The sequence below is a fragment of the Albidovulum salinarum genome, assembly GCF_025673475.1.
Taxonomy (GTDB): domain Bacteria; phylum Pseudomonadota; class Alphaproteobacteria; order Rhodobacterales; family Rhodobacteraceae; genus Albidovulum; species Albidovulum salinarum.
In genome coordinates, this window is sequence record NZ_JAOVQO010000015.1 from 1 (window position 1) to 25,542 (window position 25,542).

The following is a 25,542-nucleotide window of genomic DNA, read 5'->3' on the forward strand; positions in this document are numbered from 1 at the left end:
GATCACCCGCGGCTGGAGTTTTTCGGCCGCGTAGGCGCGGGCGCCGTCGCGGAGCATCCGCTCTTCCTCGGTCAGCTGGTCTTCCATGCGGAAGGCGTCTTCCCAGTCGAAGCGCGACAGGTCGGGGGCGTCTTTCGGTTTCAGAGCCATTTGGGTCCTCACTTCAGAGTCGCGCAGAACCGCGCGATGCGGGTGGCGGCCTCGGTCAGCGAGGCCCGGGAATAGGCGTAGGAGAGCCGCACATAGCCGGGCGTGCCGAAGGCACGGCCGGGGACGAGGGCGACGCCCTCTTCCTCCAGAAGTGCGGTGCAAAAATCGGCGTCGCTCTCGATGCGGCGGCCCCCGGCCGTGACCTTTCCGAAGGCGCGGGCGCAGCCGGGGAAGAGGTAGAAGGCGCCGTCGGCCGAAGGGCAGTCGAGCACGCCGGTCGCATTCAGTGCGGCGGCCAGCATGTCACGGCGCTCGCGGAAATCGTCGCTGCGTTCGGCCAGAAGCTGCTGGTCGCCGTCCAGCGCGGCGACGGCCGCCGCTTGGGCGACCGAGGACGCGCCCGAGGTGATCTGGCTCTGGACGGCCAGCATTGCCGCGGTCAGCCGTTTCGGTCCGATCCCCCAGCCGATGCGCCAGCCGGTCATCGCGTAGCTCTTCGACACGCCGTTCACGATCAGTGTGCGGTCGGCGAGGTCGGAGGCGATGGCGCGGAAAGAGTGGAACGGGACGTAGGAGATGTGCTGGTAGATTTCGTCGACCATGATGCCGACATGGGGCGCGTCGCGCAGCACTTCGGCCAGGGCTTCGAGATCGGCCGCCGAATAGACCGCGCCCGAGGGGTTCGAGGGCGAGTTGAGGAGGAGCCAGCGGGTGTTCGGCCCGATCGCGTCGCGCAATTGCTCGGGCGTGATTCGGAACCCGGTCTCGGCACTGGTCGGCATGACCACCGGTTTGCCGTCGCAGACGGTGACGATGTCGGGGTAGCTCGTCCAATAGGGCGCGACGATCAGCACCTCATCACCGGGGTCGAGCGTCGCGGCGAAGGCGTTGTAGAGAACCTGTTTCGCGCCGGTGCAGACTATGATTTCCGCCGTTTCCGGCGTGTAGCCGTTCTCGCGCTGGCAGGCCGCGGCGATGGCGCGGCGCAACTCGAGCGTGCCGGCGGTAAGGGTGTAGGTGGTCTCGCCCGCCAGCGCGGCCTGGTGCGCGGCGTGGATCACATGCGGCGGCGTCGAGAAGTCCGGCTCGCCGGTGCCGAGCGTGATGACGTCGCGCCCCTCGCGCTTCAGCGCGTCGGCGAGCTCGGAAATCTTCAGGATCTCGGAGAGTTCGACCGCGTCGATGCGGGCGGAGCGGCGGAACGGATCGGACATGGCGGCCTCATGCGCGGTTTTATGCCTTATGGGCCATTGTATGCCGCATGGATACCGATATTGTGGCCTTGATATATGCATGGAGCGAATACAATGGCGATGCCCCGTCGACTCCTCCCGTCGATTTCCCTGCTCACCGCCTTCGAATCGGTCGTCCGGACCGGCTCGACGCTCGCCGCCGCCCGCGACCTCGACCTGACCCAGGGTGCGGTGAGCCGGCTGATCCAGAACCTCGAGGCGCAGTTGGGCGTGACGCTCTTTCTGCGCGAGCGGCGGCGGCTCATTCCGACCGACCATGCGCTGGCCTATGCCCGCGATGTGGTGAAGGCGCTGGACCTCATCTCGCGCGGTTCGATGCGGGTCAGGTCCGATACCGGGGGCGGTACGCTCTCGCTCGCGATCCTGCCGACCTTCGGCACGCGGTGGCTGGCGCCGCGCCTGCCGCGCTTTCTTGGCGATCATCCAGGGATCACGATCAACCTCGGAACGCGGCTGAAGCCCTTCGATTTCGAGGAGGAGGGATTCGATGCCGCGATCCATTTCGGGGCCGAAGACTGGGCCGGCACCGGCGCGGTGAAGCTCTTCGACGAGCGGCTCGTGGCCTGTTCCGCGCCGCGCTTTATTGCCGATCACCCGGTCGAGGCGCCATCGGACCTGATCGGTCTGCCGCTTTTGCAGCTCGAGACCCGGCCGAATGCCTGGGCCGCCTGGTTCGCCCATCACGGGCTCGAGCGGCGGATCGGGCAGGGCATGCTCTTCGACCAGTTCGCGCCGATGATCCAGGCGGTGATCCACGGGCTCGGCGTGGCACTTCTGCCGGAGTTCCTCGCCAAGACCGAACTGGCGGACGGGAGGCTCGTCGAGGTCTTTGGCGGGCCGGTCCGGGGCGAGGGCAGCTATTACCTCGTCTGGCCCTCGGTCGGCGCCTGGTATCCGCCCCTGCAGGCCTTCCGCGACTGGCTGGTGGCGGAGGCCGCCGACCCCGACGGCGAGGCGATGCTGCCCCGTTGACCTTTCCGCGCGCCGGGACCACCTTTGCCGCATGAACACGCGCGCCAACATCCATGACCGCCTTGCCGCCTCGCTGAAGGAGGCGCGGAAGTCGAAGGGGCTCAGCCTCGATGCCGTGGCCAAGCTCTCGGGGGTGTCGCGCTCGATGGTGAGCCAGATCGAGCGGGGAGAGAGCAGCCCGACGGTGGCGACGCTGTGGAACCTGACGCAGGCGTTGCAGGTCGATTTCGCGGGGCTTCTCGAGGGCCGGACCGCGCCCGGGATCGAGGTGATCCGGGCCGAAGCGGCGCCGGTGATCGCGGGCCGCGGGCAGGGGGTGCGGATCCGGATCCTCTCGCCTGCCGAGGCGGCCGGCGAGCACGAGGTTTACGATCTGCGATTCGATGCCGGGGGGCGGCTCGTCAGCGATCCGCACGGGCCGGGCTGCCGCGAGCATCTGACGGTTCTGGAAGGTGCGGTGACCGTGGTGTCTGGTGATGATGTGCAGGGATTGGGCGTCGGTGACACGGCGCGCTACTTCGCCGACCGGCCGCACCGGATCGAGGCCGATGCCGGGCCGGCGCGGGCGATCCTGATCGTGCAGAACAGCTGACCTCGCGGGGGGGGGCGCCTGTCCCCCGCACCCCCCGGGGATAGTTGGGGCAAGATGAAAGGAGTTCCGGGATAGCGGATTTTATTCCGTCATATTGACAAAGGCGTTTTGGCGGATATTGTTCCGCCATATGGGAGGAGATTCTGTCATGTCGGACAAGGCGACCTTTCTCGACCATCTGGGCGAGACCCTGCGCGGGATCGAGGCCGAGGGGCTTTACAAGCGCGAGCGGCTGATCACCTCGGCTCAAGGGGCCCATGTGAAGGTCGCGGGGCGCGACGTGCTCAATCTCTGCGCCAACAACTACCTCGGGCTGGCCGATCATCCGGCGCTGATCGCGGCGGCGAAGGCGGCGATGGAGGATCACGGTTACGGCATGGCCTCGGTCCGGTTCATCTGCGGCACGCAGGACCTGCACCGGGAGCTCGAGGCGCGGATCGCGCGGTTCCTCGGCAAGGACGATTCCATACTCTTCGCCGCCTGTTTCGACGCCAATGGCGGTTTGTTCGAGCCGCTGCTGGGGCCGGAGGATGCGATCATCTCGGATGCGCTGAACCATGCCTCGATCATCGACGGCATCAGGCTCTGCAAGGCGAAACGCTACCGTTACGCCAATTCCGACATGGCCGATCTCGAGGCGCAGCTCAAGGCGGCGCGGGCGGATGGCGCGCGCTTCGTGATGATCGCGACCGATGGCGTCTTCTCGATGGATGGCTATCTCGCGAAGCTGCCGGAGATCGTGGCCCTGGCGGAGAAATACGGCGCGCTCACCATGGTCGACGATTGCCACGCGACCGGGTTCATGGGACCGCAGGGGCGCGGCACGCCGGCCCATGCCGGGGTCGAGGTCGATATCCTGACCGGCACGCTCGGCAAGGCGCTGGGCGGCGCGCTCGGCGGCTATATCGCCGGGCCGCAGGCGGCCATCGACCTCTTGCGTCAGCGGGCGCGGCCCTATCTCTTCTCGAACGCGCTGCCGCCGGCCGTGGTCGCGGCGGGCATCGCCGCGCTCGATCTCGTCGAGGCGGCGGACGATCTCAGAGCGTCCTTGTTCGACAATGCCCGCTACTGGCGCGCGGGGCTGGAGGAGGCGGGCTTCACCCTCCTGCCGGGTGAGCACCCGATCGTGCCGGTGATGCTCGGCGACGCGGCCCTCTCTCAGAAGATGGCGGCGGCGCTCTACGAGCGCGGCGTCTATGTCGCGGGCTTCTTCTTCCCGGTCGTGCCGAAGGGGCAGGCGCGAATCCGGACCCAGATGAACGCGCGGCTGACGCGCGCTGACCTCGATTTCGCGCTCGACGCCTTCAGGGCGGCGGGCAAGGCGGTGGGAGCGATCTGATGCGCAATGACATGAAGGCACTGGCGAAGGCGAAGCCCGAGGTCGGGCTCTGGATGGAGCACCGCCCGGTGCCGGAGATCGGCGCGGACGACGTGCTGATCCGGATCCGCAAGACCGGGATCTGCGGCACCGATATCCATATCTGGAACTGGGACGAATGGGCGGCGAAGACGGTGCCCGTGGGTCTTGTCACGGGGCATGAATTCGCCGGCGAGATCGTCGAGATCGGCAAGAACGTCGAGGGGCTGACCATCGGCCAACGCTGTTCGGGCGAGGGCCATCTGATCGGCAAGCAGTCGCGGCAGAGTCGTGCCGGCAAGTTCCACCTCGACCCCGCGACGCGGGGGATCGGCGTGAACGAGCAAGGGGCATTTGCCGAGTACCTGAGGCTTCCCGCCTTCAACGTGGTGCCGCTGCCCGACGAGATCGACGACGAGATCGGGGCGATCCTCGATCCATTGGGCAACGCCGTCCATACTGCGCTGTCGTTCGATCTCGTCGGCGAGGACGTGCTGATCACCGGCGCGGGCCCGATCGGCATCATGGCCGCCGCCGTTGCCCGCCATGTCGGCGCGCGGCATGTGGTGATCACCGATATCAATCAGGACCGGCTCGACCTTGCCGCGCAGGTCACCGACGTGATCCCGGTGAACGTCGCGAAACAGGATCTGAAGGACGTCGAGGGCGCCCTGAAGATGAAGGAGGGCTTCGACGTCGGCATGGAGATGTCAGGCAGCCAGGCCGCGCTCGACCAGATGGTCGAGAACATGGTGATGGGTGGGCGGATCGCGATGCTCGGCATCCCGCCGGGCAAGAGCCCGGTGGACTGGTCCCGCATCGTCTTCAAGGCGATCACCATCAAGGGCGTCTATGGCCGCGAGATCTTCGAGACCTGGTACAAGATGATCGCGATGCTGGAGAACGGCCTCGATATCCGCCGCGTCATCACCCACCGCTTCAAGGTCGATGATTTCCGCGACGGGTTCGAGATCATGCGCTCGGGCAAAAGCGGCAAGGTCGTGCTCGACTGGACCTGAGCGCAGGCGCCCGGCCCCGCGGGGCCGGGCCGGTGCGATCAGACCGTGTGCAGGTAGAGGTCGTAATCGACTTCCGAGATCGTGCGGGCAACGCGGGCATACTCCGCGGCCTTCACCTCGACGAAGGTGCGGTGCATGTCCTCGCCGAGCGCCTGCTTAAGGAACTCCGAGTTCCGCGCCGCCTCGATCGCCGCGCGCCATTCGCGCGGGATCTCCGGCCCTTCCGGATCCTCGGCATAGGCATTGCCGGTGGTCTCCGGGCCGGGGTCGAGCTTCTTGTCGAAGCCGTGGAGAATGCCCGCGAGCACGGTCGCGGCGACGAGATAGGGATTGGCGTCGACGCCCGAGGGCCGATGCTCGATCCGCCGCGCCTTCACGTCGCCGGCGGGCACGCGAAGTGCCACAGAGCGGTTGTTCACCCCCCAGGCGGTCGAGATCGGCGCGTAGCTCTGGTTGGCGAAGCGGCGCCAGGAATTGAGATGCGGCGCGAAGACCAGCATCGATTCCGCCATCGTCGCCCGGAGCCCGCCGAGCGCGTGAAGGAGCATGGTCTCCCACTTGCCAGGCTTCTTCTCGGCAAAGACGTTCTCGCCCTTCTCGTTCATCAGGGAGACGTGGAAATGCATGCCCGAGCCGGCGTAGTCGGCGATGGGCTTGGCCATGAAACAGGCGACGACCCCGTGCGCGCGCGCCTGCGCTCGAACGATCCGCTTCAGCCGCATCAGGTCGTCGGCCGCCTGCATCACGTCCTCGCGGTAGTGCAGCGTCAGTTCGTACTGGCCCGGTGCATATTCCGAGATCATCGTCTCCGCCGTGATCCCGGCCTTGGCCGCGCCAGCGTAGATGTCAGAGAAGAGGGGCAGCATCCCGTGCAGGTGATCGACCGAATAGACCTCGGTCTTGTGGCTGTCGCGCCCGTCGAGCACGTCGGCGGCGGGGCGGACCCTGCCGTCGGGGCCGCGCTCCTTGGCGAGCAGGAAGAATTCCAGCTCGAAGGCCCCCGCGGGTTTCAGACCGCGCTTGGCGAATTCATCGACTTGGCGCTGGAGCGCGTGGCGGGGATCCGAGGTCATCGGCCGCCCGTCGAGCTCGTAGAGCGACATCAGCACCTCGGCGCGCGGCGGGGTGGTGTTGTGCAGTACCTTCAGCGTGCCGGGAATCGGCCAGGCGCGGAGGTCGCCGTCGCCCTTGTCCCAGATCAGGCCGGTCTCGTGCACGTCCTCGCCGCAGATGTCGAGGCCGAGGATCGAGATCGGCATGTGCCGGCCGGACTTGTAGAGCGAGGGCAGCTCGTGGCGGCGGATGATCTTGCCGCGGCCGATGCCGTTCGAATCGTGGAGCACGATGTCCACGGCCTCGATTTCGGGATGTTCGGCGAGGAAGTCCTCGGCCTCGGCGAGGGTCGCGCCCGAGGGGCAGGGATTGGTCATGGTGTCCTCAGGCAAAGAGTTCGGAAAGGATGGCGTCGAAGGCGGCGATGAGCCGGTCGATCTGGCGCTTTTTCGTCGCGGGGCTGACCAGCATCATGTTGTGGAAGGGCGCGATCAGGCAGCCGCGATTGAGAAGCGCGGTGTGCAAGGTCGCCTCGACCTCAGGCATATGGGCGGCGCCCGCCTCGGTCCCGTTTTTCAAGGGGCCGGGGGCGCAGATGAACTCGACCCGCGCGCCGACGCGGACGACATGCCAGGGGGCGCCATGCGCCTCGATAACCCGTTTCAGGCCGGAATAGAGCCTTTCCGCGCCCTTCTCCATGTGGTCGTAAGTGGCCTTGGTCATCACCTCGGCGAGGGTCGCGCGAAGGCAGGCGAACTGCATCGGGTTCGCAGACAGCGTCGTGCCCATGCCGGAATGACCCGAGGCGCGGCCGGCATTGTAGCGGATATAGGCCTTGGCCAGTTTCGGCCGCAGCCCCCAGACCGCGGTGGGCATGCCACCGGCCACGCATTTTCCGACGACGAAAATGTCGGGGTCGAGGCCGTGGACGCCGGTGTAACCGCCGAGGCCCGAGGAAATCGTGTGGGTCTCGTCGATGATCAGCAGCGCGCCGTACTTGGTGGCGAGCTTGCGCAAGCCGTCATGGAAGCCCGGTTCGGGCAGGACCATGCAGGAATTGGTCATCACCGGTTCGGTCAGGATCGCCGCGATCTCGCCGGTCTTGAGGGCCGCCTCGACGCTGTCGAGATCGTTGAACTCCGCGCAGGCGGCGACCTTGGTGAGGTCGGCGACCTGGCCGGTGAGGCCGGGCCGCGTGACGGTCTTGCCGTTCGCGAGTTCCACCATCGCGTCATCGACGGTGCCGTGATAGCAGCCGTGGAACACGAGGACCTTGGGCTTGCCGGTGACCGCCCGGGCCACGCGAATGGCGAAGCGGTTTGCATCCGTCGCGGTCGTCGCGATCTGCCAATGGAATTCGCCGAAACGCTCGGTCAGGAGCCGCCCCGCCTCCAAAGCGGCCTCGGTCGGCAGCATGTAGGTCAGCCCGTTTCGCGCCTGCTTGCGAATCGCCTTCGCGACCGGTTCCGGCGAATGGCCGAACATCGAGCCGGTGTCGCCAAGGCAGAAATCGTCGACCTCGTTGCCGTCAATATCGGTGAGCCGCGCACCCCGCGCGGTCTCCACCAGCATCGGGAAGGGCATCGGCCAGTCCTTCATCCAGTGCATAGGCACCGCGTCGAGATAGGCGTCGGCACCTCCCGCAAGCGCCGCTCGCGTCTTCGGCTGCGCCTTGGCGAAGCGTTCGGCCTCGCGTTTCGCGATGGTCTTGAGGCGGGTCCGGGCGATTCCGGCGATCAGATCGGGATGCTGGTTCATGGCGCCACTCCTTGCGTCGCGCCCTTATCCTCCAAATTTGATCAAATTGGAAGATGGCAAATTATGGTACCGATAGCCTGATGCTATGCCCATGACCAGTGTTTGATCAAACCGATGCGGAAAGGACTGCCCAGCCGGCGACCTCGGCCACCTGCTGCATCGCGCCCATGACATCGCCGGTCTGGCCGCCGATCTGCCGCAGGGCGAGGCCGGCAAGGAGCGTCGCGGCCAGCGCCATCGCGCCCCCCGCCACGACCGCGGTTCCGAAGCCCAGGGGCAGGAGGCAGAGAAAGCCGATCCCCGCCGCGATGAGCGCCGGCTTCGGATCGGCTCCGGCGGCAGAGTGACCAAGCCCGTCGCCGCGCGCTGCCGGCATCATGACCAGCGCGGCCGGCAGCACCGCCCGGCTCGCCGCCGCGATGCCGACGAGCGCGGCGGTGGCCGATCCGGCCTCGGCCAGGGTCGAGATGCCGATCGCGCGGAAGGCCAGGGCAAGGACCAGCGCCACGACCCCGTAGGAGCCGATCCGGCTGTCGCGCATGATCTCGAGCTTGCGCGCCCGGTCGCGGCCGCCGCCGAAGCCGTCGGCGAGGTCGGCAAGCCCGTCCTCATGCATCGCCCCGGTGGCCAGCGCCCCGGCGGCGAGCGCCAGAAGTGCCGCCATCAGGGGCGGCAGGCCAAGCCACAGCGCGGACCCGCAGACGAGCGCCATGATCGCGCCGACCGCGACACCGACGAGCGGCCAGGCCCAGGACGACGCCGCCATCGCGGGCGCCTCGCCCTCGATGCGCCCGGCCGGCAGGCGGCTCAGGAGCATGAAGGCCAGCCGGATCTCGCCCGCGCGCGAAGGCCTCATGCCTCCGACACCCCCGCCTCGCCGAAGGTGGCCATGCCGTTGTGGCAGGCCAGCGCCGCCCGCACGATTCCGAGCGCCAGCGCCGCGCCCGAGCCCTCGCCGAGCCGCATGTCGAATTCGAGGACCGGGCGCTTGTGGATCGCGGCCAGGAGTTTGCGGTGACCGGGCTCGGCCGAGACATGGCCGACGAGGCAATGGTCGAGAAGCCGCTTGTCGGCGGCATAGAGAACCGCCGCCGCGGCGGTGCAGATGAAGCCGTCGAGGATCACCGGGATCCGCGCCGCCCGCGCCGCCAGCACCGCGCCGCAGATCGCCGCCTGTTCGCGCCCGCCAAGGGCGGCAAGGATCGCCGGCGCGTTGCCGATCACGCCCTCGTGGCGCTTCAGCCCGCGCTCGATCGCGTCGATCTTGCGCGTGATTCCGGCCTTGTCAGAGCCTGTTCCGGGCCCCGTCCACTCCGCCACGTCGCCGCCGAAACAGGCCGCCGCCAGCGCCGCCGCGACGGTCGAGTTGCCGATCCCCATTTCGCCGAGGACAAGAATGTCCGCACCTTCGTCCACCGCCGAGGCGCCCTGCCAGAGCGCGTCGAGGCAGTCGGTCTCCGACATCGCCGGGCCTTCGGTGAAGTCCCCCGTCGGCCGGTCGAGGTCGAGCGCCACGACCGACAGCTCGGCGCCGTTCACCGCACAGAGCTGGTTGATCGCCGCGCCGCCGGTCTCGAAATTCGCCACCATCTGCGCGGTGACTTCCTGCGGATAGGGGTTCACTCCTTGCGCGCAGATGCCGTGGTTGCCGGCGAAGACGAGCGCCTGCGCCCGCCAGATCTCCGGCCGCGCCGTGCCGCGCCAGGTCGCCATGAACTCGGCCAGCGCCTCGAGCCGGCCAAGCGATCCCGGCGGCTTCGTGAGAGAGTTCTGCCGCGCGCGGGCCGCTTCGGCGGCGGCGGCGTCGGCATCGGGCAGCCGGTCGGCAAGCAGCGGGATCTGGTCGAGGGAGGAGATGCGCGGAAGGCTCATGTCATTTCACTTTCAGGGGCAGGCCGCAGACGGCGAGATGGACTTCGTCCACCGCCGCCGCGACCCGTTGGTTAAGCAGCCCGGCCGCGTCGCGGAACTCGCGGGCGAGCGCGTTGTCGGGGACGATGCCGCCGCCGACTTCGTTGGTGACGAAGATCACCGGGTCGCGCTGGGCGGGCAGGGCGGCGATCATCGCGCGCGCCTCCTCCTGCCAGTCGCGGCCCGAGAACATCAGGTTCGAGAGCCAGAGCGTCAGGCAGTCGACGAGCCGGGGCCCCTGGCCGTCGGTTGCCTGAAGTGCTTCCGTCAGGTCGAGCGGTTCGGCATGGGTGGTCCACTCCGCGCCGCGTCGCGCCTGATGGGTGGCGATGCGCTTTTCCATCTCGGCGTCATGCGCCTCGGCGGTGGCGATATAGACCGCGCGCGGGCCAAGGCCGAGCGTCATCGTCTCGGCAATGCCGCTTTTGCCGGATCTCGCGCCGCCGGTGATGAGTATCGTCTTGCCCATGGCTCGCTGACAAAGCAGAAACGGGCCGCGTGTGAAAGGGAGAATGCGACGGTGAAGGGCGGGGCTGCGACAGAGCTGATTCTGATCCGCCATGCGCCGGCCTTGAGCCAGGGCAAGCTCTGCGGCCGCACCGACGTGCCGGCCGATTGCGGCGATGTGGAACGGATCGAGGCAACGCGCGCCGCGCTGGGTACGCCCGACCGCATCGTGGTCAGCCCGGCGCTGCGGTGCCGCCAGACCGCCGCGGCGCTCTGGCCCGATCTCGCGGAGCCGGAACTGGATGCCGCCCTCTGGGAACAGGATTTCGGCGACTGGGAAGGCCGGCCCTATGCCGAACTGCCCGATCTCGGGCCACTGCCGCCTGCGGAACTCGCCGATCACCGCCCGCCGCGCGGCGAAAGCTTCGCCGATCTCTGCGCGCGCGTGGCACCGGCGCTTCGCCGCGCGGCCAGCGGCGGGCGGGTCGCCGTGGTGGCCCATGCCGGCACCGCGCGGGCGGCGCTGGCGCTGGCGCTCGGCAATCCGGCGCAAGGGCTCGCCTTCGAGATCGCGCCCCTGTCGGTCACCCGGCTGCGGCTTCTGGAGGGCGGCGGCTGGTCGGTGATCGGCGTGAACTGGGTGCCAGGATGAGCGCGGCCGCCGTTCGGGTCGCCGGGCATTTCGGAGAATTCCTGCAAGGCCGGATCGGGCCCGGCGGACCGGTCGCGCTGGTTACGCTGCCCTGTCCGGTGCTCGCGGTGACCGCGCGCCATGTGCCGGGGCCGGGCCTCGCGGTGCATGGGGCGGGGCAGATGCTGCTCGGCCCGGCGCGGGCGCGGCGGCTCCTGACCGCGCTGCGCTGTCGGCTCAACGGCCGGGTGATGCTGCGCGCGACGATGCCGGCCGGCGGTGGCGCCGGAGCTTCGACCGCGGCACTGGTGGCGCTCGCCCGCCTTGCGGGGGCCAGATCGGGACCGCACGATCTCGCGCGCGCCTGTGTCGCGACCGAGGGTGCGAGCGATCCCCTCATGTTCGACGTGCCCGAGCGGCTTCTCTGGGCCTCGCGCCGGGCGGTGGTGCTCGACCGGTTGCCGCCGCTGCCCGCGCTCGACGTGGTCGGCGGCTTCTACGGTCCGCACCGGCGGACCGAGGCGCGCGACATGGACTTTCCCGACATCGCCGACCTGATCGCGCCGTGGCGCGCGGCGGCGGAAGCCGGCGACGGCGCGGCGGTGGCGGCGCTCGCCGCGGAATCGGCGCGGCGCACGCTCGCGATGCGCGGGCCGGAGGGCGATCCGACCGAGGCGCTGGCCCGCGCGACCGGCGCCGCGGGCTTTGCGATTGCCCATACCGGATCGGCGCGGGCGCTGCTATTCCGGCGCGGCGACATGCCCGAGGATATCGCCGCGACGCTCAGGCGCGCGGGCCTACGCGGTAACGTCCGGTTCGAGGTGGGAGGCAAGGGATGAGCGGCGCGGCAATCGTGCTTGTGGCGCTGGTGCTCGATTTGGCGCTGGGCTGGCCGAAATGGCTCTATGCGGCGATCGGGCATCCGGTGACCTGGATCGGCACGCTGATTGCGCGGCTCGACGCATGGCTGAACCTCGAAGCGTCAGACGAGCACGGGCGCCGCATAGCCGGGATCGTTGCGGCGCTCGTGGTTATCATGGTCGCAGCGAATCTCGCCTGGATCCTGACCTGGTTCCTGCCCTCCGGCTGGTTCGGGGTCCTCCTCGGCGGTATCCTCGCCTGGCCCTTCGTCGCGCTCCGCTCGATGCACGAGCACGTCGCTGCGGTGGCCGCACCGCTGGAGGCCGGCAATCTCGACGGCGCGCGCCATGCCGTGTCGATGATCGTCGGGCGTGACCCTTCGCGGCTCGACGAGGCCGGCGTCGCGCGCGCCGCGATCGAGAGCCTGGCCGAGAACACCTCCGACGGCATCGTCGCGCCGGTCTTCTGGGGCGTGATCTTCGGCCTGCCCGGCCTCGCGGCCTACAAGGCGATCAACACGCTCGATTCGATGATCGGCCATCGGACCCCGCGCCACGAGGCCTTCGGCTGGGCCTCGGCGCGGATCGACGACGTGGTGAACCTGATCCCGGCGCGGCTCACCGGGCTTCTATTCGCCGCGGTCTCGACGCGGCCGAAAGAGGCGCTCGCGACGATGCGGCGCGATGCGGGCCATCACCGCTCGCCCAATGCCGGCTGGCCGGAAGCGGCGATGGCCGGCGCGCTCGGCATCCGCCTCTCCGGCCCGCGGGTCTATGCCGACCGGGTCGCGGACGAACCCTGGGTCAATGCGGGCGGAGCCGATCCAGGTGCCACGGACATCGGCCGGGCGCTCGGCCTCTACCGCTTCGCGATGCTTGCCCTCGCAGCCGTCGTCGCGCTATGCGCGCTGATCTGAGGCGGAGGGCGCATGCGCGATCACGGCGGCAATATCGACTGGGCAATCGCGCATTACGGCGGTGACGCGGCGGACTGGATCGATCTCTCGACCGGCATCAACCGGGTGCCCTATCCCTTGCCCGCGATCTCGCCTGAGGCCTGGACGACGCTGCCGACCCGTGCGGCGACGGCGTCGCTCGTCGAGGCCGCCCGCGCCGCCTATCGCTGTCCCGCCGCGATCCTGCCGGTCGCCGGCGCGCAGGCGGCGATCCAGATGATCCCGCGAACCGCGGCGCCCGGCCGGGCGCGCATCCTCGCGCCGACCTACAACGAGCACGCCGCCGCCCTGCGCGCCGCGGGCTGGCAGGTCGCCGAGGTCGGCGATCTCGCCGCGCTTGAGGGCGCCGACCTTGCGATCGTTGTGAACCCAAACAACCCCGATGGTCGCCGCCATAGCGCCGAAGAGTTGCTGCGGCTGGCCGGCGGCGTCACACGCCTCGTCGTGGACGAGAGCTTCGCCGATCCCGACCCCGGCCTGTCGCTCGCAGCGGCGGCCGGTCGGCCCGGACTGTTCATCTTGCGGTCTTTCGGAAAGTTCTACGGCCTCGCGGGGCTCAGGCTCGGCTTCGTGCTCGGCGCGGAGGAGGAAATCGCCGCCCTCGCCGAGACGGCCGGCCCCTGGCCGGTCTCCGGCGCCGCGATCGAGGTCGGCCGCGCCGCGCTTATGGACCGCGACTGGGCGGTCGCGACCAGCGCGCGGCTCGCGGCCGAGACGGAGCGGCTCGACGCGATGGCCGAGGCTGCGGGTTGGCGCAGCATCGGCGGCAGCGCGCTGTTCCGGCTTTACGACTGCGGCGACGCGGCGGCGGCGCAGGAGCGCCTGGCGCGGGCGCGGATCTGGTCGCGGATCTTTCCCTATGCGTCGGGCTGGATCCGGCTCGGCCTGCCGGGGAATGCGGCGGAATGGGCGCGGCTCGCCGCCGCGCCGGCCTGAGAGCGGGGGGCGGAATGGAATTCGATCGCGAGGAACGGCGGGCACTGGAGCGGATCCTGCGCTGGCGACGCGACGTGCGGCATTTCCGGACAGATCCGGTTTCCGAAGCGGTGCTGGAGCGGCTCAGGGAGGCGATGGGCTGGGCGCCCTCGGTCGGCAACGCCCGGCCGTGGCGGGTGTTGCGGGTGCGCGACGCCGGCTTGCGCGCCGGCGTGCGGGCCGAGTTCGAACGCTGCAACGCCGAAGCCGCGGCGGCCTATGACAGCGCGGCCCGCGCGGAATACGTCAAGCTCAAGCTCGCGGGTCTCGACGCCGCGCCGGAGCATCTCGCGGTCTTCACCGTGACCGATCCGGCCGCGGGGCGCGGTCTTGGCCGCCGCACGATGCCCGAGACGCTGCACCAGTCGACCGCGATGGCGATCCTGACGCTGTGGCTCGCGGCGCGGGCGGAGAATCTCGGCCTCGGTATGGTGTCGATCGTCGATCCAGCGGTGATCGAACGGCTCTTCGACGTGCCGGATGATTGGCATTTCAGTGCCTATCTCTGCTTGGGCTGGCCGGAATTCGACGATGACACGCCGCTCCTGCACCGGGTCGGCTGGCAGGAAAACCAGCCGACGGAGTGGGAGGAGAGGTAGGCGGGGGCGCTGCCCCCGTCGCCGCTTCCGCGGCGACTCCCCCGGGATACTTTCGAAAAGAAGAAGGGCTCAGCGCGCGAGGGAGAGCAGGCCCTCCACGTCGAGATGCGCCTCCATGTGGTCGGCCAGCGCGTCGAGCGTGGTCTCGATACTGGTGCCGTAGGTGGCGGTCGAGGGGGCGCCGAGCCGGGCGAGGAAGGCGGCGCGGAAGGCGTCCGTTGTGAACATGCCGTGCAGGTAGCTGCCGGTGACACGGCCATCGGCGGAACAGGCGCCTTCGGGCGCGCCCTCGACATGAGCGAAGGGACGAGTGCGATCGGGACCATCGGTCCGGCCGATATGGATCTCGTAGCCCTCCATCAAGGTGCCGGTGGCCGCATGGACGGCGGCGGTACGGGTGAGCCGCTTGTCGGGGGTCATCACCGTTGTGACGTCGAGAAGGCCGAGGCCGGGGGTCTCGCCCGGTTCGCCCTCGATCCCGTCGGGATCGGCGATGCATTGTCCAAGCATCTGGTAGCCGCCGCAGATGCCGAGCACATGACCGCCGCGCCGGACATGGGCGGCAAGGTCGATGTCCCAGCCCTGCTGGCGCAGAAAGGCCAGATCGCCGCGGGTCGACTTGGAGCCGGGGAGTATGACGAGGCTCGCGTCGCCGGGGATGGCGTCACCGGAGCGCACCATCGTGAGGCTGACGGCGGGTTCCAGCTTCAGCGGGTCGAGATCGTCGAAATTGGCGATGCGCGACAGCGCGAGGCAGGCGATCTTCAGCGGCCCGCCCGCCGTGGCGCCGCCGAGGTCGAGCGCATCCTCGGCGGGCAGCTTCGCGGCGCCCAGAAAATAGGGCATCACGCCGAAGCCGCGCCAGCCGGTGCGCGCCTCGATCAGCCGGTAGCCGTCGTCGAAGAGCGCGGGGTCGCCACGGAACTTGTTGATGAGGAACCCCGCGACCATGGCGGCGTCCTCGGGGTCGAGCACCGCCTGGGTGCCGACGATCTGGGCGATCACGCCGCCGCGGTCGATGTCGCCGGCAAGCACCACCGGCACGTCGGCCGCACGCGCGAACCCCATGTTCGCGATGTCGCCTCTGCGCAGATTGATCTCTGCCGGGCTGCCCGCACCCTCGACGATGACGAGGTCATGGGCGGCTTTCAGACGCGTGAAGCTCTCGAGAACCGAAGCCAGAAGTTGCGGTTTCAGGGCGGAATAGTCTCTTGCCCGTACCGTCGTCAGTCTCTTTCCCTGCACAATGACCTGCGCCCCGGTATCGGTTTCGGGCTTGAGAAGGACCGGATTCATGTCGGTATGCGGCGCGAGCCCCGAGGCCAGCGCCTGAAGTGCCTGCGCCCGCCCGATCTCGCCTCCGTCCACGGTGACGGCGGCGTTGTTCGACATGTTCTGCGGCTTGAACGGCGCCACCGACAGCCCCCGCCGTTTGGCTGCGCGGCAGAGCCCGGCCACGAGGAGCGACTTGCCGACATTGGAGCCGCAGCCCTGGATCATCAGCGCCTTCACAGTGTACCCGCCTTCTTCATTGTCCAAATACGCCGGGGGTCCGGGGGCAGCGCCCCCGGCCACCGCCCCCGGCAAGGTCCCGGCGCAGATCCGAAGGCGCGCACCTGCATGGCTTGCGAAGACGCGGCGGCATCACTCAGCCCCGAAATGGCAGGAACGCCTCGACAGCCGCCGTGGCGATGACGATCACGTTGCCGCTGTCGGGGTTGATGACATCGAGCCCGCCTTCGACCGTTGTGACTGAAATCCGGCCGCGAGGCAGGCCAGCGGCGAGCGCGGCGCAATCCACAGCCTCCGGCTTCTGCACTCCCACCGTCACCACGACCCGCATCTCGGCGTGGTCGAGATCGAGCGCGTCGAACATCGGGATCGACGAATGGCGGATCGCGTCCTCGATCGCGCGCCGGGCGGCCTTCTGGTAGTCCCGCCCGTACTGGTCGTTGCCCATACCCATTTCGATGATGAAGCGCTGATCGCTCATGGGCCAACCTCCAGCGAGACCGAAACCGCCGCATTGGCGATCACCGTCGGGTTGCCGCCATCGGCGCGCGGCACGTCAAGGCCGCCCTTAACAAGCGTCACTTTCGGCTGGCCGTAGGGGAAGACCGCAAGGACAGCGGCGGAATCGACCCTGTCGGGCGCCTGCACGCCGATCTCCACATCGATCAGCATGTCGCCCTTCGGTCGCCCGAACAACTCCGCGAGGTTTATCGAATTGTGCCAGAGCGCATCCTTCACCGCGCGGATCGCTGCCTCGGTATAGTCCTGCCGGCGCAGGCTGGTGCCCATGCCGAACTCGGTCAGGAGACGCCGCACCGCCATCAGAACTCGACCCCCTTCTGACCCTTGATCCCCGACCGGAACGGATGCTTGATCAGCGTCATCTCGGTCACCAGATCGGCGATCTCGATCAGCTCCTCCTTGGCGTTGCGGCCTGTCAGCACGACATGGGTCATCGCCGGCTTCTCGTCCTTCAGGAAGGCCACGACCTCGGCAATGTCGAGATAGTCGTAGCGAAGCGCGATGTTGATCTCGTCGAGGAGCACCATCCTGATGCGCTCGTCGCGGATCAGCTCCTTGGCCTTCTCCCAGCCCTTCCGTGCCGCCGCGATGTCGCGCTCCTTGTCCTGCGTTTCCCAGGTGAAGCCCTCGCCCATCGCGTGAAACTGGCAGAGATCGCCGAAATGCGCCTCGATCAGTGTGCGCTCGCCGGTTGACCAGGCGCCCTTGATGAACTGCACGACGGCCGAGGGCATCCCATGCGCGATGCAGCGCAGGATCATGCCGAAGCCGGAGGAGGACTTGCCCTTGCCCGCGCCGGTATGAACGATGATCAGGCCCTTCTCGCCTTCCTTCGTCGCCATGATCTTGTCGCGGGCGGCCTTCTTCTTGGCCATCTTCTGGGCGTGGCGCTCGGCGTCACTCGGGGGCGTGGGCGTGGTCATGGCGGTCCCTCTTGTCGTCGGGTCGGTGTTCAATAGGCGATTGCGGGGCGGATGGCGAGGGGCGGCTCATGCGCGCGGCCCGCTGAAGACCGGGCGTTGCGGCGCGCCACGCAAGGTCGGGGCGAGGGCAATCAGAAAGAGCGTCCAGCCGGCGATCCAGAGGAGCGCCGCGAGCTGGCTCAGTTCAGGAACCGCGCTCTGGGCGATCCGCAACCAGGCCGAGAGCCAGACGAGGGCGAAGCCTGCGATGTTCGGCCAGCCGGCGACGAGCCGGTCGGGCGCGCGCCGCGCCACCGAACGGGCGGCCACCGCGTAGATCAGGCAGGACACCGCGCCCGCCGTAAGCGCGTGCAGCGCATCCGGTTCGGCAAGGAGCGACACACCCAGCCGCGCGAGGCCGGTGAGGCAAAGCCCGACCGGCAGCCAGAGAAAGCCGAGATGCAGCATCAGGAGCAGCGCATCATGCCGCACCGCCGCCCGCTGCCAGAGCGCGAGCCGGAGCGCCTCGGCCCCGGCCCCGGCGAGGAGGGCCACGCCAGCAAGCGTTTCGGCCCCGGCAAGCGTGGCGAGAAGTGCCGCGAGGATCGCGGCGGCGCCGATGTGGGCCACTCGCTCGGCTGCGGGCACCGGCGGGGCATGTTCCGCTGCGACGCGGTTCTCGGTGAAGGCGCGGACCATGCGGCCGCCGATGACCGAGAGGATCAGCGCGAAGACGAGGATCGCGGCGCGGGGATCGGCCCCGGCACCGAGCACGGCGAGATCGGCAAGGCCGAGGAGTGCCGCAAAACCCGCCTGCAGACCGCCCTTGACTGAGCGCCCGGCGACGGCCTCGCGCCCGAGCAGCAGCGCGAGCCAGGCGAAGAACCCCGCGCTCGTGGCCGCGACGAGCGGCAGTGGCAGCGCAGGCAGCCCGGCGAGCGCGAGCCGGGCGGCGATCCAGATGAGCGTCAGGACCAGGATCCGCGCGCCGGAGGCGGGCGGGCGGTGGCTCCAGCTCGGCGCGGCGGTGAGCGTGTAGCCCGCGAAGGCGGCGCCTGCGAAGCCGAAGAGCATCTCGTGCGCATGCCAGAGCGTGGCCGAGCCGAGCGCATCCGCAGCCGGCCCGCCCGATTCGCCGAAGACCCGCCAGCCGATCACCACGACCGCCCAGAGCCCGGCGGCAAGGAACATCGGCCGGTGCGCGGTGGCGAGAATGCCGCCCGCGGCACCCGCCGGGTCGTTCCTGTGCGTCGGGGCTTCGTAACCGTTCATGCCGGGCCGTGCTTGCTTGACAAGATGCGCGTCAATGCCTCAGGAGAGGCGCGCTGGTTCCTGCCTAAGGCAGGCGAAGAGGGAATGCGACAGGCTTTGCGACCACAAGTGGTCCGGCGCCGAAGCGCAGCCGCCCCCGCGACCGTGACCGGAGAGGCCCCCCGAGGCCCACTGGCGAGATGCCGGGAAGGGGGAGGGGCCGTCGGGGCGAAAGCCCCGGCATCCGCAAGCCGGGAGACCTGCCAGCGAGGACGTTGTGACGGCGGACGGGGGGTTCCGCGACCGGCTCGGGGCAGGATCGCCCCCCGCAGGCCGCCCCTTTCCGTAAGGGAGAAGGATGAGCCGCGCGTGACCGTGACGCTTCATGTCTGCACAACCTGCCGGATGGGCCAGCCCATCCCGGAGGACGAGGTGCGCCCGGGCACCCGTCTCCTTGAGGCGCTTCAGGCCGCCGGTGCGCCCGAGGGCGTCCAAATCGTGCCGGTCGAGTGCCTGTCCGCCTGCGACCACGGCTGCAACATCGCTTTGAGCGGCCCCGGCCGCTGGTCCTACGTCTATCGCGGGCTCAACCCGGATGAGCATGTCGAAGACATCCTCGCCGGTGCGGCCGCCTATGCCGCGACCGGGGACGGGATCGTCCCCTGGCGCGAGCGCCCCCAGATCTTCCGCAAGCAATCGCTTGCCCGCATCCCCCCGATGGAGAGCTGAATGTCTGACCTGAACAAGATCCCCGTCACCGTCATCACCGGCTTCCTCGGTGCGGGCAAGACGACGCTGATCCGGCATCTCATGCAGAACCCGCAAGGCAAGCGCCTCGCGGTTCTGGTCAACGAGTTCGGCACCGTCGGCGTCGACGGCGACATCCTCAAGTCCTGCGCCGACGACAACTGCCCGGCCGAGAACATCGTCGAGCTGGCCAATGGCTGCATCTGCTGCACCGTCGCCGACGACTTCATCCCGACGATCGAGGCGCTGATGGCGCTGCCGCAGCGCCCCGACCATATCCTGATCGAGACCTCGGGCCTTGCCCTGCCGAAGCCGCTCCTGAAGGCCTTCGACTGGCCCGCGATCCGTTCGCGCATCACCGTCGACGGTGTCATCGCGCTCGCCGATGCCGAGGCGGTCGCCGCCGGCCGCTTCGCCCCCGATGTCGACGCGGTCCAGGCCCAGCGCGAGGCCGATGACTCGATCGACCACGAGACGCCGCTGTCGGAGGTATTCGAGGACCAGATCTCCTGCGCCGACATCGTGCTCCTGTCGAAGGCCGATCTCGCCGGTGAGGCTGGTCTTGCCAGCGCCCGCGCGGTGATCGAGGCCGAAGCGCCGCGCAAGCTGCCGATCCTCGCAATGGAGGAAGGCCGCATCGACCCCGCCGTCATCCTCGGGCTGAATGCCGCCGCCGAGGACGACCTCGACGCCCGGCCTTCGCATCATGACGGCCATGACGACCACGAGCACGACGATTTCGACACGGTTGTGATCGACCTGCCGGAAGTCGCCGACCCCGAGGCGCTGAGGGCGGCGATCACCCGGCTGGCCGAGGAGCAGAACATCCTCCGCGTGAAGGGCTATGTCGCGGTCGCGGGCAAGCCGATGCGAATGCTGGTGCAGGCCGTCGGCACGCGGATCCGGGCGCAATACGACAAGCCCTGGGGCGATGCGCCCCGCGCCTCGAAGCTCGTGGTGATCGGCGAGCACCATGACGTCGACCTCGACGCGATTCGCAGCGTCCTCGTCCCGGTCGCCGTGGAGGCCTGATCCCCCATGCATGTCGTCTTCCGCGAAAGCCACGGGTTGGAAGAGACCGACACGCCCCGCGATCTCGGCCAGGACCCGGCCGAGCTCGTGGTGCTGTCCTTCTCCGATAGCGACCTCGGCGCTTTCGCGGCGGGCTGGCATCGCGCTGACGGCGGGCTGCCGACGCTGCGGCTGGCGAACCTCGTGGCCCTGCGCCATCCGCTGTCCGTCGACACCTATGCCGAGCAGACGCTTGGCGAGGCGAAAGGCATCCTCATCCGCCTGATCGGCGGCGAGAGCTACTGGCCCTATGGTCTCGCGCAGGTGCAGGATCTCGCCCGGCGCAGGGGCATCGCGCTGGCGATCCTGCCCGCCGACGGGCGCGAAGATGCGCGGCTCGACGAGCTCTCGACCCTGCCGAAATCGACCCTGCGCCGGCTGCAATCGCTTTGCGACGCGGGCGGTGCGGTAGCCGCGCAGGCCGCGCTGCAACAGATGGCGCTGGCCGCCGGCCTCTATGCCGGGCCGGTGATCGGTGACAAGACCGTGCCGACCTTCGGCTGGTACCGTCCGGCCAAGGGCGTGGTGACGGCGCCCGACGCCTCCGACCGCCCGTTCGCCGTCGTCACCTTCTACCGCTCCTACCTCACCTCGGCCGATACCGACCCGGTCGACGCGCTGATCGCGGCGCTGGAAGAGCGTGGCTTCGCCGCCATCGGCGCCTATGCCGCCTCGCTGAAGGATCCGGCCGCCGCCGCCTGGCTCCGCGCCGAGCTGACCCGGCTGAAGCCCGCCGCCATCGTCAATGCCACCGCCTTCTCGGCGAAAGGTGCCGACGGTTCCGCCTCGCCCCTCGACGCCACCGGCTGCCCGGTCTTCCAGGTGGCGCTTTCGACCGCGCGAAAGAAGGACTGGGCCGAGGCCGAACGCGGTCTCTCGCCCGCCGATCTCGCCATGCATGTGGTGCTGCCCGAGGTCGACGGCCGCATCTTCGCGGGTGTCGCGAGCTTCAAGAGCCCCGGCCGCCGCGACCCCGACCTGCAGTATTCCCGCTTCGCCCACCGCGCCGACCCGGACCGGATCGCCGCTGTCGCCGACCGCATCGCGGGCTGGCACCGCCTCGCGAAGACCCCGGCGGCGGAGCGCAACACCGCCCTCATCCTTTCCACCTATCCCGGCAAGGCGCACCAGCTCGCCCATGCCGTCGGCCTCGACGCGCTGGCCTCGGCCGACGGCATCCTTGCGGCGCTCGCCACCGAGGGCCACGCTGTCGAGAGCGGCGCGGGGCTCGGATCGGCGCTGATCACCGAGACGCTGGAATGGCCGGTTTCGGCCTATCTAGACACTGTTTCAAGCCTTCCAGTCTCCTTGCACGACGCGCTCTTCGCCGCCTGGGGCGCACCCGAGACCGATCCCTCCGTCACGGATGGCCAGTTCCGCTTCCACGCCCTTCGCCGAGGCAAGGCCATCGTTGCCCTGCAACCTGAACGCGGCGAGGTGGCGACGCGCGCGGACGATTACCACGACCTCTCCCGCACCCCGCGCCACGCCTATGTCGCCTTCTACCTCTGGCTCCGGGCGCAGGGGCTTCACGCGCTGATCCATATCGGCGCGCATGGCACGCTCGAATGGCTGCCGGGCAAGTCGGTCGCCCTTTCCGCCGACTGCTGGCCCGAGGCGCTGACCGGTCCCCTGCCGGTCATCTATCCCTTCATCGTCAACGACCCCGGCGAGGCCGCCCAGGCCAAGCGCCGGATCGGCGCCGTGACCATCGGCCACCTGCCGCCGCCTCTGGTGGAAAGCGCGGTGCCCGAGGACCTGACCCGGCTCGAACGCCTCCTTGATGAATACTCGACCGCCGACGGGCTCGACCCCGCCCGCCGCGACCGGCTGATCCAGTCGATCCGCGACGAGGCCAAGGGGCGCGGGGTGGAGGACGATCTCGGCATCCCCGAGGACGCCTCGCCCGCCGAGGCGATCACGCGCATCGACCGCTTCGTCTGCGACATCAAGGAAAGCCAGTACGGCGACGGCTTGCACATCTTCGGCGCCGGCCAGTGCGGGCCTGAGGAACGCGCAGGGCTCCTCGCCGCGCTGAACGGCCAAAGGGTCGAGGCCGGCCCCTCCGGCTCGCCCTTCCGTGGCCGGTCGGACGTTCTGCCGACGGGCCGCAACCTCTTCACCACCGACCCCCGCGCCGTGCCCTCGCGCGCCGCTCATGCGCAGGGCGTGAAGCTCGCCGAGGAACTCCTCCGCCGCCACCTTCAGGACCACGGCGACTGGCCGAAATCTCTGGTCGTCGACCTCTGGGGCTCGGCGACGATGCGCACGGCGGGCGAGGAATTCGCGATGGCGCTGCATCTCGCGGGCCTCACCCCGAAATGGGACGAGGGATCGGAGCGGGTCGCGGGCTTCGAGGTGATCCCGCTCGCGCTTTTGCGTCGCCCCCGGATCGACGTGACCTTGCGCGTTTCCGGCCTGTTCAGAGACGTTTTTCCGGGCCTCGCCCAGCTTTTCGAAACCGCCGCCAAGACCCTTGCCGAGCGCGAGGAAGCGCCCGAGGACAACCCCTATCTGCGCGCCAGCCCCCGTGTCTTCGGGCCGAAGCCGGGCCTCTACGGCCTCGCGATGGGCGAGGCGATCGAGGACTACGGCCCCGAGGGCCAGCATGCCGCCGGCGAGGCCTGGCTGTCGGGCTCCGAATGGGCCATCGACGCCTCGGGCGCGGCCCATCCCGCCCGCGCAGCGCTTGAAGAGCAGGTGAAGGGCGCCGACGGTTTCGTCCATATCCAGGACCTCGCCGAGACCGACCTGCTGCTCGCCTCCGACTACGCCGCGCATGAGGGCGGGTTTGCCGCCGCCGTCGCACGGCTCGGCGGCGTGGCACCCGCGCTCTACCATCTCGACGCGACCCGCCCCGACGCGCCACGCGCAAGAACGCTCTCCGAGGAGATCGGCCGCGTCGTCCGCGCCCGTGCCTCGAACCCCAACTGGGCCGATGGCATGATGCGCCACGGCTTCCGGGGTGCCGCCGAGATCGCCGCGACGCTCGACCACATGGCGGCCTTCGCCCATCTCGCCCGCGCGGTTCCGGCGCATCTCTTCGATCTCTACCATGAGGCGACGCTCGGCCGGGACGACGTCGTGGCCTTCCTCGAACGCGAGAACCCCGCCGCCCTGCAGGCGATGCGCGACCGCTTCGCCGCGCTCCGCGATGCCGGGCTCTGGATCACCCGGCGCAACTCCATCGCGATGGAGACGGGGCAATGAACGAGCCGATCGTCAAGGGCTGGTGCCCCGGCGCGCTTCGTCCGATGATGTCGGGCGACGGCCTCGTCGTCCGCGTCCGTCCGCGCGGCGGACGGCTGACGCCTACGCAGGCGAAGGGCATCGCCGAACTGGCGGCGCGCCACGGCAACGGGCTCATCGACCTTTCCGCCCGCGCCAATGTCCAGCTTCGCGGCGTCACCGAGGCGGCGCATGGGCCGCTGATTGAGGGTCTTTCCGCCCTTGGCCTCATCGACGAGACGACCGAGGCCGAGAGCCGCCGCAACATCACCGTGACACCCTACTGGCAGGACGGCGACGGGGTGCAGGAGGTGGTGCGGTCGCTCACCGAGGCGCTGGGCCATCCGGGCGCGCCGCAGACGCCGGGCAAGTTCGGCTATGCCGTCGATTGCGGCGCCGAGCCGGTCCTCTCCGAGACCTCCGCCGATATCCGGATCGAGCGCGGCCCCGGCGGCGTCCTTCTGGTCCGCCCCGATGGCATGGGCTCCGGCGCCGAGGCGACGGAAGAGAGCGCGGCGCGGCTGGCGCTCAGGCTCGCCGAATGGTTTCTCGAGAGCGGCGGCGCGCCCGAGGGCCGCGGCCGGATGGCGGCGCATCTCGCGCGCGGCGCGCGCCTGCCCGAGCTGTTCACCGAGATCCCGGCGCTGCCGCGCGCGAGCGCCCCTGCCCCCGCGCCGGGGCCTCTGCCGCTGGGGTTCCTCGTCGGGTTCGAATTCGGCCAGATGGCGGCCGAAACCTTGTCTATTCTTGCCGAAAACGGCGCTTTGCGGATCACGCCCTGGCGCATGATCCTGATCGAGGGCGCCACGCAGGCGCCCGCCATTCCCGGCCTCATCACCGATCCCGCCGACCCGATGCTGCGGGTGACCGCCTGCACCGGCGCCCCCGGCTGCCCGCAGGCGCTGATCGAGACGCGGCCACTGGCGCGCGCGCTCTGCGCGTCCCTTGCCCCCGCAGACCGGCTCCATGTCTCCGGCTGCGCCAAGGGCTGCGCCCATCCCGCACCCTCGGCCCTGACGCTCGTCGGCCGCGCCGGTGGCGCCATCGACCTGATCCGGAACGGCACCGCCGCCGACACGCCTTCGCGGACCGGGCTCTCGCCCGCGACGCTCACCGCCACCCCCGCCCTTCTCACCGAGACCGAAGATGCCCCATAGCTACCAGACCGACGGCGCCGCGATTTACCTCGAGAGCTTCGCCACCATCCGCGCCGAGGCCGACCTCGCGCGCTTCACCCCCGAGGAGGAGGTCGTCGTCGTCCGCATGATCCATGCCGCCGGGATGGTGGGGCTTGAGGAACACGTCCGCTTCTCCCCCGGCATGGCGATCGCCGCCCGAGCAGCGCTCGAAGCCGGCGCGCCGATCCTCTGCGACGCGCGCATGGTCAGCGAGGGGATCACGAGGCCCCGCCTGCCCGCCAACAACGAGGTCATCTGCACGCTGCAAGACCCGCGCGTGCCCGAATTGGCGAAGAAGATGGGCAACACCCGCTCCGCCGCCGCGCTGGAGCTGTGGCGGCCGCATCTGGAAGGGGCCGTCGTCGCCATCGGCAACGCGCCGACCGCGCTCTTTCATCTCCTGAACATGCTCGAGGACCCGGCCTGCCCGCGCCCCGCGGCGATCATCGGCTGCCCGGTGGGCTTCGTGGGTGCGGCCGAATCGAAGGACGCGCTGATGGAGGACCTGCCGGTGCCCTCGGTCATCGTGAAGGGCCGCCTCGGCGGTTCCGCGATTACCGTCGCCGCTGTCAACGCGCTCGCGAGCCGGAAGGAATGA

General features: G+C 69.6%; 25 protein-coding genes, 1 pseudogene and 1 riboswitch. Of the genes and pseudogenes, 14 read left to right on the top strand and 12 right to left on the bottom strand.

The window, feature by feature from the left end; all coding sequences use genetic code 11:
- A pseudogene (locus tag OEZ60_RS15460) lies at positions 1–150 on the bottom strand (acyl-CoA dehydrogenase); the annotation flags it as partial.
- Between the two features lie 8 nt (positions 151–158).
- Positions 159–1,364 (bottom strand): pyridoxal phosphate-dependent aminotransferase, encoded by a 1,206-nt coding sequence (locus tag OEZ60_RS15465; protein ID WP_263338064.1) that lies wholly within the window; start codon positions 1,362–1,364, stop codon positions 159–161.
- A gap of 93 nt (positions 1,365–1,457) precedes the next feature.
- On the opposite strand from OEZ60_RS15465, the gene OEZ60_RS15470 reads away from it, so the two are divergent.
- The 4 genes from OEZ60_RS15470 to tdh all read left to right on the top strand — a co-directional run bounded on the left by OEZ60_RS15470 (position 1,458) and on the right by tdh (position 5,343).
- The gene (locus tag OEZ60_RS15470) at positions 1,458–2,375 is read left to right on the top strand and encodes a LysR family transcriptional regulator (RefSeq protein ID WP_263338066.1); all 918 of its coding nucleotides are present in this window, start codon (positions 1,458–1,460) and stop codon (positions 2,373–2,375) included.
- A 31-nt stretch (positions 2,376–2,406) separates the two neighbouring features.
- Complete coding sequence (locus tag OEZ60_RS15475) at positions 2,407–2,967, top strand: helix-turn-helix domain-containing protein (protein ID WP_263338070.1); 561 nt, start codon at positions 2,407–2,409, stop codon at positions 2,965–2,967.
- Positions 2,968–3,115: 148 nt separating this feature from the next.
- A complete protein-coding gene (locus tag OEZ60_RS15480) occupies positions 3,116–4,306 on the top strand; it encodes a glycine C-acetyltransferase (protein ID WP_263338071.1) in 1,191 nt (396 codons plus the stop codon).
- An 11-nt stretch (positions 4,307–4,317) separates the two neighbouring features.
- A complete protein-coding gene (gene tdh, locus OEZ60_RS15485) occupies positions 4,318–5,343 on the top strand; it encodes an L-threonine 3-dehydrogenase (RefSeq protein ID WP_263338352.1) in 1,026 nt (341 codons plus the stop codon).
- A 38-nt stretch (positions 5,344–5,381) separates the two neighbouring features.
- Here the strand turns inward: tdh and OEZ60_RS15490 are convergent, their stop codons facing one another.
- The 5 genes from OEZ60_RS15490 to cobU all read right to left on the bottom strand — a co-directional run bounded on the left by OEZ60_RS15490 (position 5,382) and on the right by cobU (position 10,534).
- Entirely contained in the window at positions 5,382–6,773 is a 1,392-nt protein-coding gene (locus OEZ60_RS15490; RefSeq protein ID WP_263338073.1) for a glutamine synthetase family protein, read from the bottom strand.
- Between the two features lie 7 nt (positions 6,774–6,780).
- Positions 6,781–8,154, bottom strand: coding sequence for an aspartate aminotransferase family protein (locus OEZ60_RS15495; protein ID WP_263338075.1), 1,374 nt, complete (start codon positions 8,152–8,154; stop codon positions 6,781–6,783).
- A gap of 106 nt (positions 8,155–8,260) precedes the next feature.
- A complete protein-coding gene (gene cobS / locus OEZ60_RS15500; protein ID WP_263338078.1) occupies positions 8,261–9,010 on the bottom strand; it encodes an adenosylcobinamide-GDP ribazoletransferase in 750 nt (249 codons plus the stop codon).
- On the bottom strand, positions 9,007–10,026 hold the full coding sequence (cobT, locus tag OEZ60_RS15505) for a nicotinate-nucleotide--dimethylbenzimidazole phosphoribosyltransferase (protein WP_263338081.1): 1,020 nt from the start codon (positions 10,024–10,026) through the stop codon (positions 9,007–9,009). Before cobT ends, cobS begins: the two co-directional genes overlap by 4 nt.
- 1 nt (position 10,027) lies before the next feature.
- Positions 10,028–10,534, bottom strand: coding sequence for a bifunctional adenosylcobinamide kinase/adenosylcobinamide-phosphate guanylyltransferase (cobU, locus tag OEZ60_RS15510; RefSeq protein ID WP_263338083.1), 507 nt, complete (start codon positions 10,532–10,534; stop codon positions 10,028–10,030).
- 51 nt (positions 10,535–10,585) lie between these two features.
- Here cobU and OEZ60_RS15515 point away from each other — a divergent pair, with 51 nt between their 5' ends.
- The 5 genes from OEZ60_RS15515 to bluB are packed head-to-tail and all read left to right on the top strand — an operon-like array spanning position 10,586 to position 14,533.
- Positions 10,586–11,164 carry a histidine phosphatase family protein gene (locus OEZ60_RS15515; protein WP_263338085.1) on the top strand — a complete coding sequence of 193 codons (579 nt, stop codon included), beginning with the start codon at positions 10,586–10,588 and terminating at the stop codon, positions 11,162–11,164.
- On the top strand, positions 11,161–11,982 hold the full coding sequence (locus OEZ60_RS15520) for a propanediol utilization protein (protein WP_263338088.1): 822 nt from the start codon (positions 11,161–11,163) through the stop codon (positions 11,980–11,982). Before OEZ60_RS15515 ends, OEZ60_RS15520 begins: the two co-directional genes overlap by 4 nt.
- Positions 11,979–12,920: an adenosylcobinamide-phosphate synthase CbiB gene (cbiB, locus tag OEZ60_RS15525; RefSeq protein WP_263338090.1), complete on the top strand. Its 942-nt coding sequence runs from the start codon at positions 11,979–11,981 to the stop codon at positions 12,918–12,920. Before OEZ60_RS15520 ends, cbiB begins: the two co-directional genes overlap by 4 nt.
- 12 nt (positions 12,921–12,932) lie before the next feature.
- On the top strand, positions 12,933–13,895 hold the full coding sequence (cobD, locus tag OEZ60_RS15530; protein WP_263338094.1) for a threonine-phosphate decarboxylase CobD: 963 nt from the start codon (positions 12,933–12,935) through the stop codon (positions 13,893–13,895).
- Between the two features lie 14 nt (positions 13,896–13,909).
- Positions 13,910–14,533, top strand: coding sequence for a 5,6-dimethylbenzimidazole synthase (bluB, locus tag OEZ60_RS15535; RefSeq protein WP_263338096.1), 624 nt, complete (start codon positions 13,910–13,912; stop codon positions 14,531–14,533).
- A gap of 69 nt (positions 14,534–14,602) precedes the next feature.
- Here bluB and OEZ60_RS15540 read toward each other — a convergent pair whose 3' ends face one another.
- The 5 genes from OEZ60_RS15540 to OEZ60_RS15560 form a co-directional block, all read right to left on the bottom strand.
- A complete protein-coding gene (locus OEZ60_RS15540) occupies positions 14,603–16,045 on the bottom strand; it encodes a cobyric acid synthase (protein ID WP_263338099.1) in 1,443 nt (480 codons plus the stop codon).
- 136 nt (positions 16,046–16,181) lie between these two features.
- Positions 16,182–16,526 carry a Lin0512 family protein gene (locus OEZ60_RS15545; RefSeq protein ID WP_263338104.1) on the bottom strand — a complete coding sequence of 115 codons (345 nt, stop codon included), beginning with the start codon at positions 16,524–16,526 and terminating at the stop codon, positions 16,182–16,184.
- Positions 16,523–16,867: a Lin0512 family protein gene (locus tag OEZ60_RS15550; protein ID WP_263338106.1), complete on the bottom strand. Its 345-nt coding sequence runs from the start codon at positions 16,865–16,867 to the stop codon at positions 16,523–16,525. Before OEZ60_RS15550 ends, OEZ60_RS15545 begins: the two co-directional genes overlap by 4 nt.
- Positions 16,867–17,490 carry a cob(I)yrinic acid a,c-diamide adenosyltransferase gene (gene cobO / locus OEZ60_RS15555; RefSeq protein ID WP_263338109.1) on the bottom strand — a complete coding sequence of 208 codons (624 nt, stop codon included), beginning with the start codon at positions 17,488–17,490 and terminating at the stop codon, positions 16,867–16,869. Before cobO ends, OEZ60_RS15550 begins: the two co-directional genes overlap by 1 nt.
- A 66-nt stretch (positions 17,491–17,556) precedes the next feature.
- A complete protein-coding gene (locus tag OEZ60_RS15560) occupies positions 17,557–18,741 on the bottom strand; it encodes an NnrS family protein (RefSeq protein WP_263338111.1) in 1,185 nt (394 codons plus the stop codon).
- A 38-nt stretch (positions 18,742–18,779) separates the two neighbouring features.
- A riboswitch (cobalamin riboswitch) is annotated at positions 18,780–19,002 on the top strand.
- 87 nt (positions 19,003–19,089) lie between these two features.
- Between OEZ60_RS15560 and OEZ60_RS15565 the strand changes: the two genes are divergently transcribed.
- Genes OEZ60_RS15565 through OEZ60_RS15585 form a run of 5 tightly spaced genes read left to right on the top strand, consistent with a single transcriptional unit; the run spans position 19,090 to position 25,542 of the window.
- Positions 19,090–19,449 (top strand): DUF1636 domain-containing protein, encoded by a 360-nt coding sequence (locus OEZ60_RS15565; RefSeq protein ID WP_263338113.1) that lies wholly within the window; start codon positions 19,090–19,092, stop codon positions 19,447–19,449.
- Entirely contained in the window at positions 19,450–20,499 is a 1,050-nt protein-coding gene (gene cobW, locus OEZ60_RS15570) for a cobalamin biosynthesis protein CobW (RefSeq protein ID WP_263338115.1), read from the top strand.
- A 6-nt stretch (positions 20,500–20,505) separates the two neighbouring features.
- Complete coding sequence (gene cobN, locus OEZ60_RS15575) at positions 20,506–23,748, top strand: cobaltochelatase subunit CobN (RefSeq protein ID WP_263338118.1); 3,243 nt, start codon at positions 20,506–20,508, stop codon at positions 23,746–23,748.
- Positions 23,745–24,923 carry a precorrin-3B synthase gene (gene cobG, locus OEZ60_RS15580; protein ID WP_263338120.1) on the top strand — a complete coding sequence of 393 codons (1,179 nt, stop codon included), beginning with the start codon at positions 23,745–23,747 and terminating at the stop codon, positions 24,921–24,923. The genes cobN and cobG overlap by 4 nt, the downstream gene beginning before the upstream one ends.
- Positions 24,913–25,542 carry a precorrin-8X methylmutase gene (locus OEZ60_RS15585; protein WP_263338122.1) on the top strand — a complete coding sequence of 210 codons (630 nt, stop codon included), beginning with the start codon at positions 24,913–24,915 and terminating at the stop codon, positions 25,540–25,542. The genes cobG and OEZ60_RS15585 overlap by 11 nt, the downstream gene beginning before the upstream one ends.

Coding starts and splice junctions, on each gene's coding strand:
- OEZ60_RS15465 (WP_263338064.1), bottom strand. CDS start 1,364: ATGTCCGATCCGTTCCGCCGCTCCGCCCGCATCGACGCGGTCGAACTC.
- OEZ60_RS15470 (WP_263338066.1), top strand. CDS start 1,458: ATGGCGATGCCCCGTCGACTCCTCCCGTCGATTTCCCTGCTCACCGCC.
- OEZ60_RS15475 (WP_263338070.1), top strand. CDS start 2,407: ATGAACACGCGCGCCAACATCCATGACCGCCTTGCCGCCTCGCTGAAG.
- OEZ60_RS15480 (WP_263338071.1), top strand. CDS start 3,116: ATGTCGGACAAGGCGACCTTTCTCGACCATCTGGGCGAGACCCTGCGC.
- tdh (WP_263338352.1), top strand. CDS start 4,318: ATGAAGGCACTGGCGAAGGCGAAGCCCGAGGTCGGGCTCTGGATGGAG.
- OEZ60_RS15490 (WP_263338073.1), bottom strand. CDS start 6,773: ATGACCAATCCCTGCCCCTCGGGCGCGACCCTCGCCGAGGCCGAGGAC.
- OEZ60_RS15495 (WP_263338075.1), bottom strand. CDS start 8,154: ATGAACCAGCATCCCGATCTGATCGCCGGAATCGCCCGGACCCGCCTC.
- cobS (WP_263338078.1), bottom strand. CDS start 9,010: ATGAGGCCTTCGCGCGCGGGCGAGATCCGGCTGGCCTTCATGCTCCTG.
- cobT (WP_263338081.1), bottom strand. CDS start 10,026: ATGAGCCTTCCGCGCATCTCCTCCCTCGACCAGATCCCGCTGCTTGCC.
- cobU (WP_263338083.1), bottom strand. CDS start 10,534: ATGGGCAAGACGATACTCATCACCGGCGGCGCGAGATCCGGCAAAAGC.
- OEZ60_RS15520 (WP_263338088.1), top strand. CDS start 11,161: ATGAGCGCGGCCGCCGTTCGGGTCGCCGGGCATTTCGGAGAATTCCTG.
- cbiB (WP_263338090.1), top strand. CDS start 11,979: ATGAGCGGCGCGGCAATCGTGCTTGTGGCGCTGGTGCTCGATTTGGCG.
- cobD (WP_263338094.1), top strand. CDS start 12,933: ATGCGCGATCACGGCGGCAATATCGACTGGGCAATCGCGCATTACGGC.
- bluB (WP_263338096.1), top strand. CDS start 13,910: ATGGAATTCGATCGCGAGGAACGGCGGGCACTGGAGCGGATCCTGCGC.
- OEZ60_RS15545 (WP_263338104.1), bottom strand. CDS start 16,526: ATGAGCGATCAGCGCTTCATCATCGAAATGGGTATGGGCAACGACCAG.
- OEZ60_RS15550 (WP_263338106.1), bottom strand. CDS start 16,867: ATGGCGGTGCGGCGTCTCCTGACCGAGTTCGGCATGGGCACCAGCCTG.
- cobO (WP_263338109.1), bottom strand. CDS start 17,490: ATGACCACGCCCACGCCCCCGAGTGACGCCGAGCGCCACGCCCAGAAG.
- OEZ60_RS15560 (WP_263338111.1), bottom strand. CDS start 18,741: ATGAACGGTTACGAAGCCCCGACGCACAGGAACGACCCGGCGGGTGCC.
- cobW (WP_263338115.1), top strand. CDS start 19,450: ATGTCTGACCTGAACAAGATCCCCGTCACCGTCATCACCGGCTTCCTC.
- cobN (WP_263338118.1), top strand. CDS start 20,506: ATGCATGTCGTCTTCCGCGAAAGCCACGGGTTGGAAGAGACCGACACG.
- cobG (WP_263338120.1), top strand. CDS start 23,745: ATGAACGAGCCGATCGTCAAGGGCTGGTGCCCCGGCGCGCTTCGTCCG.
- OEZ60_RS15585 (WP_263338122.1), top strand. CDS start 24,913: ATGCCCCATAGCTACCAGACCGACGGCGCCGCGATTTACCTCGAGAGC.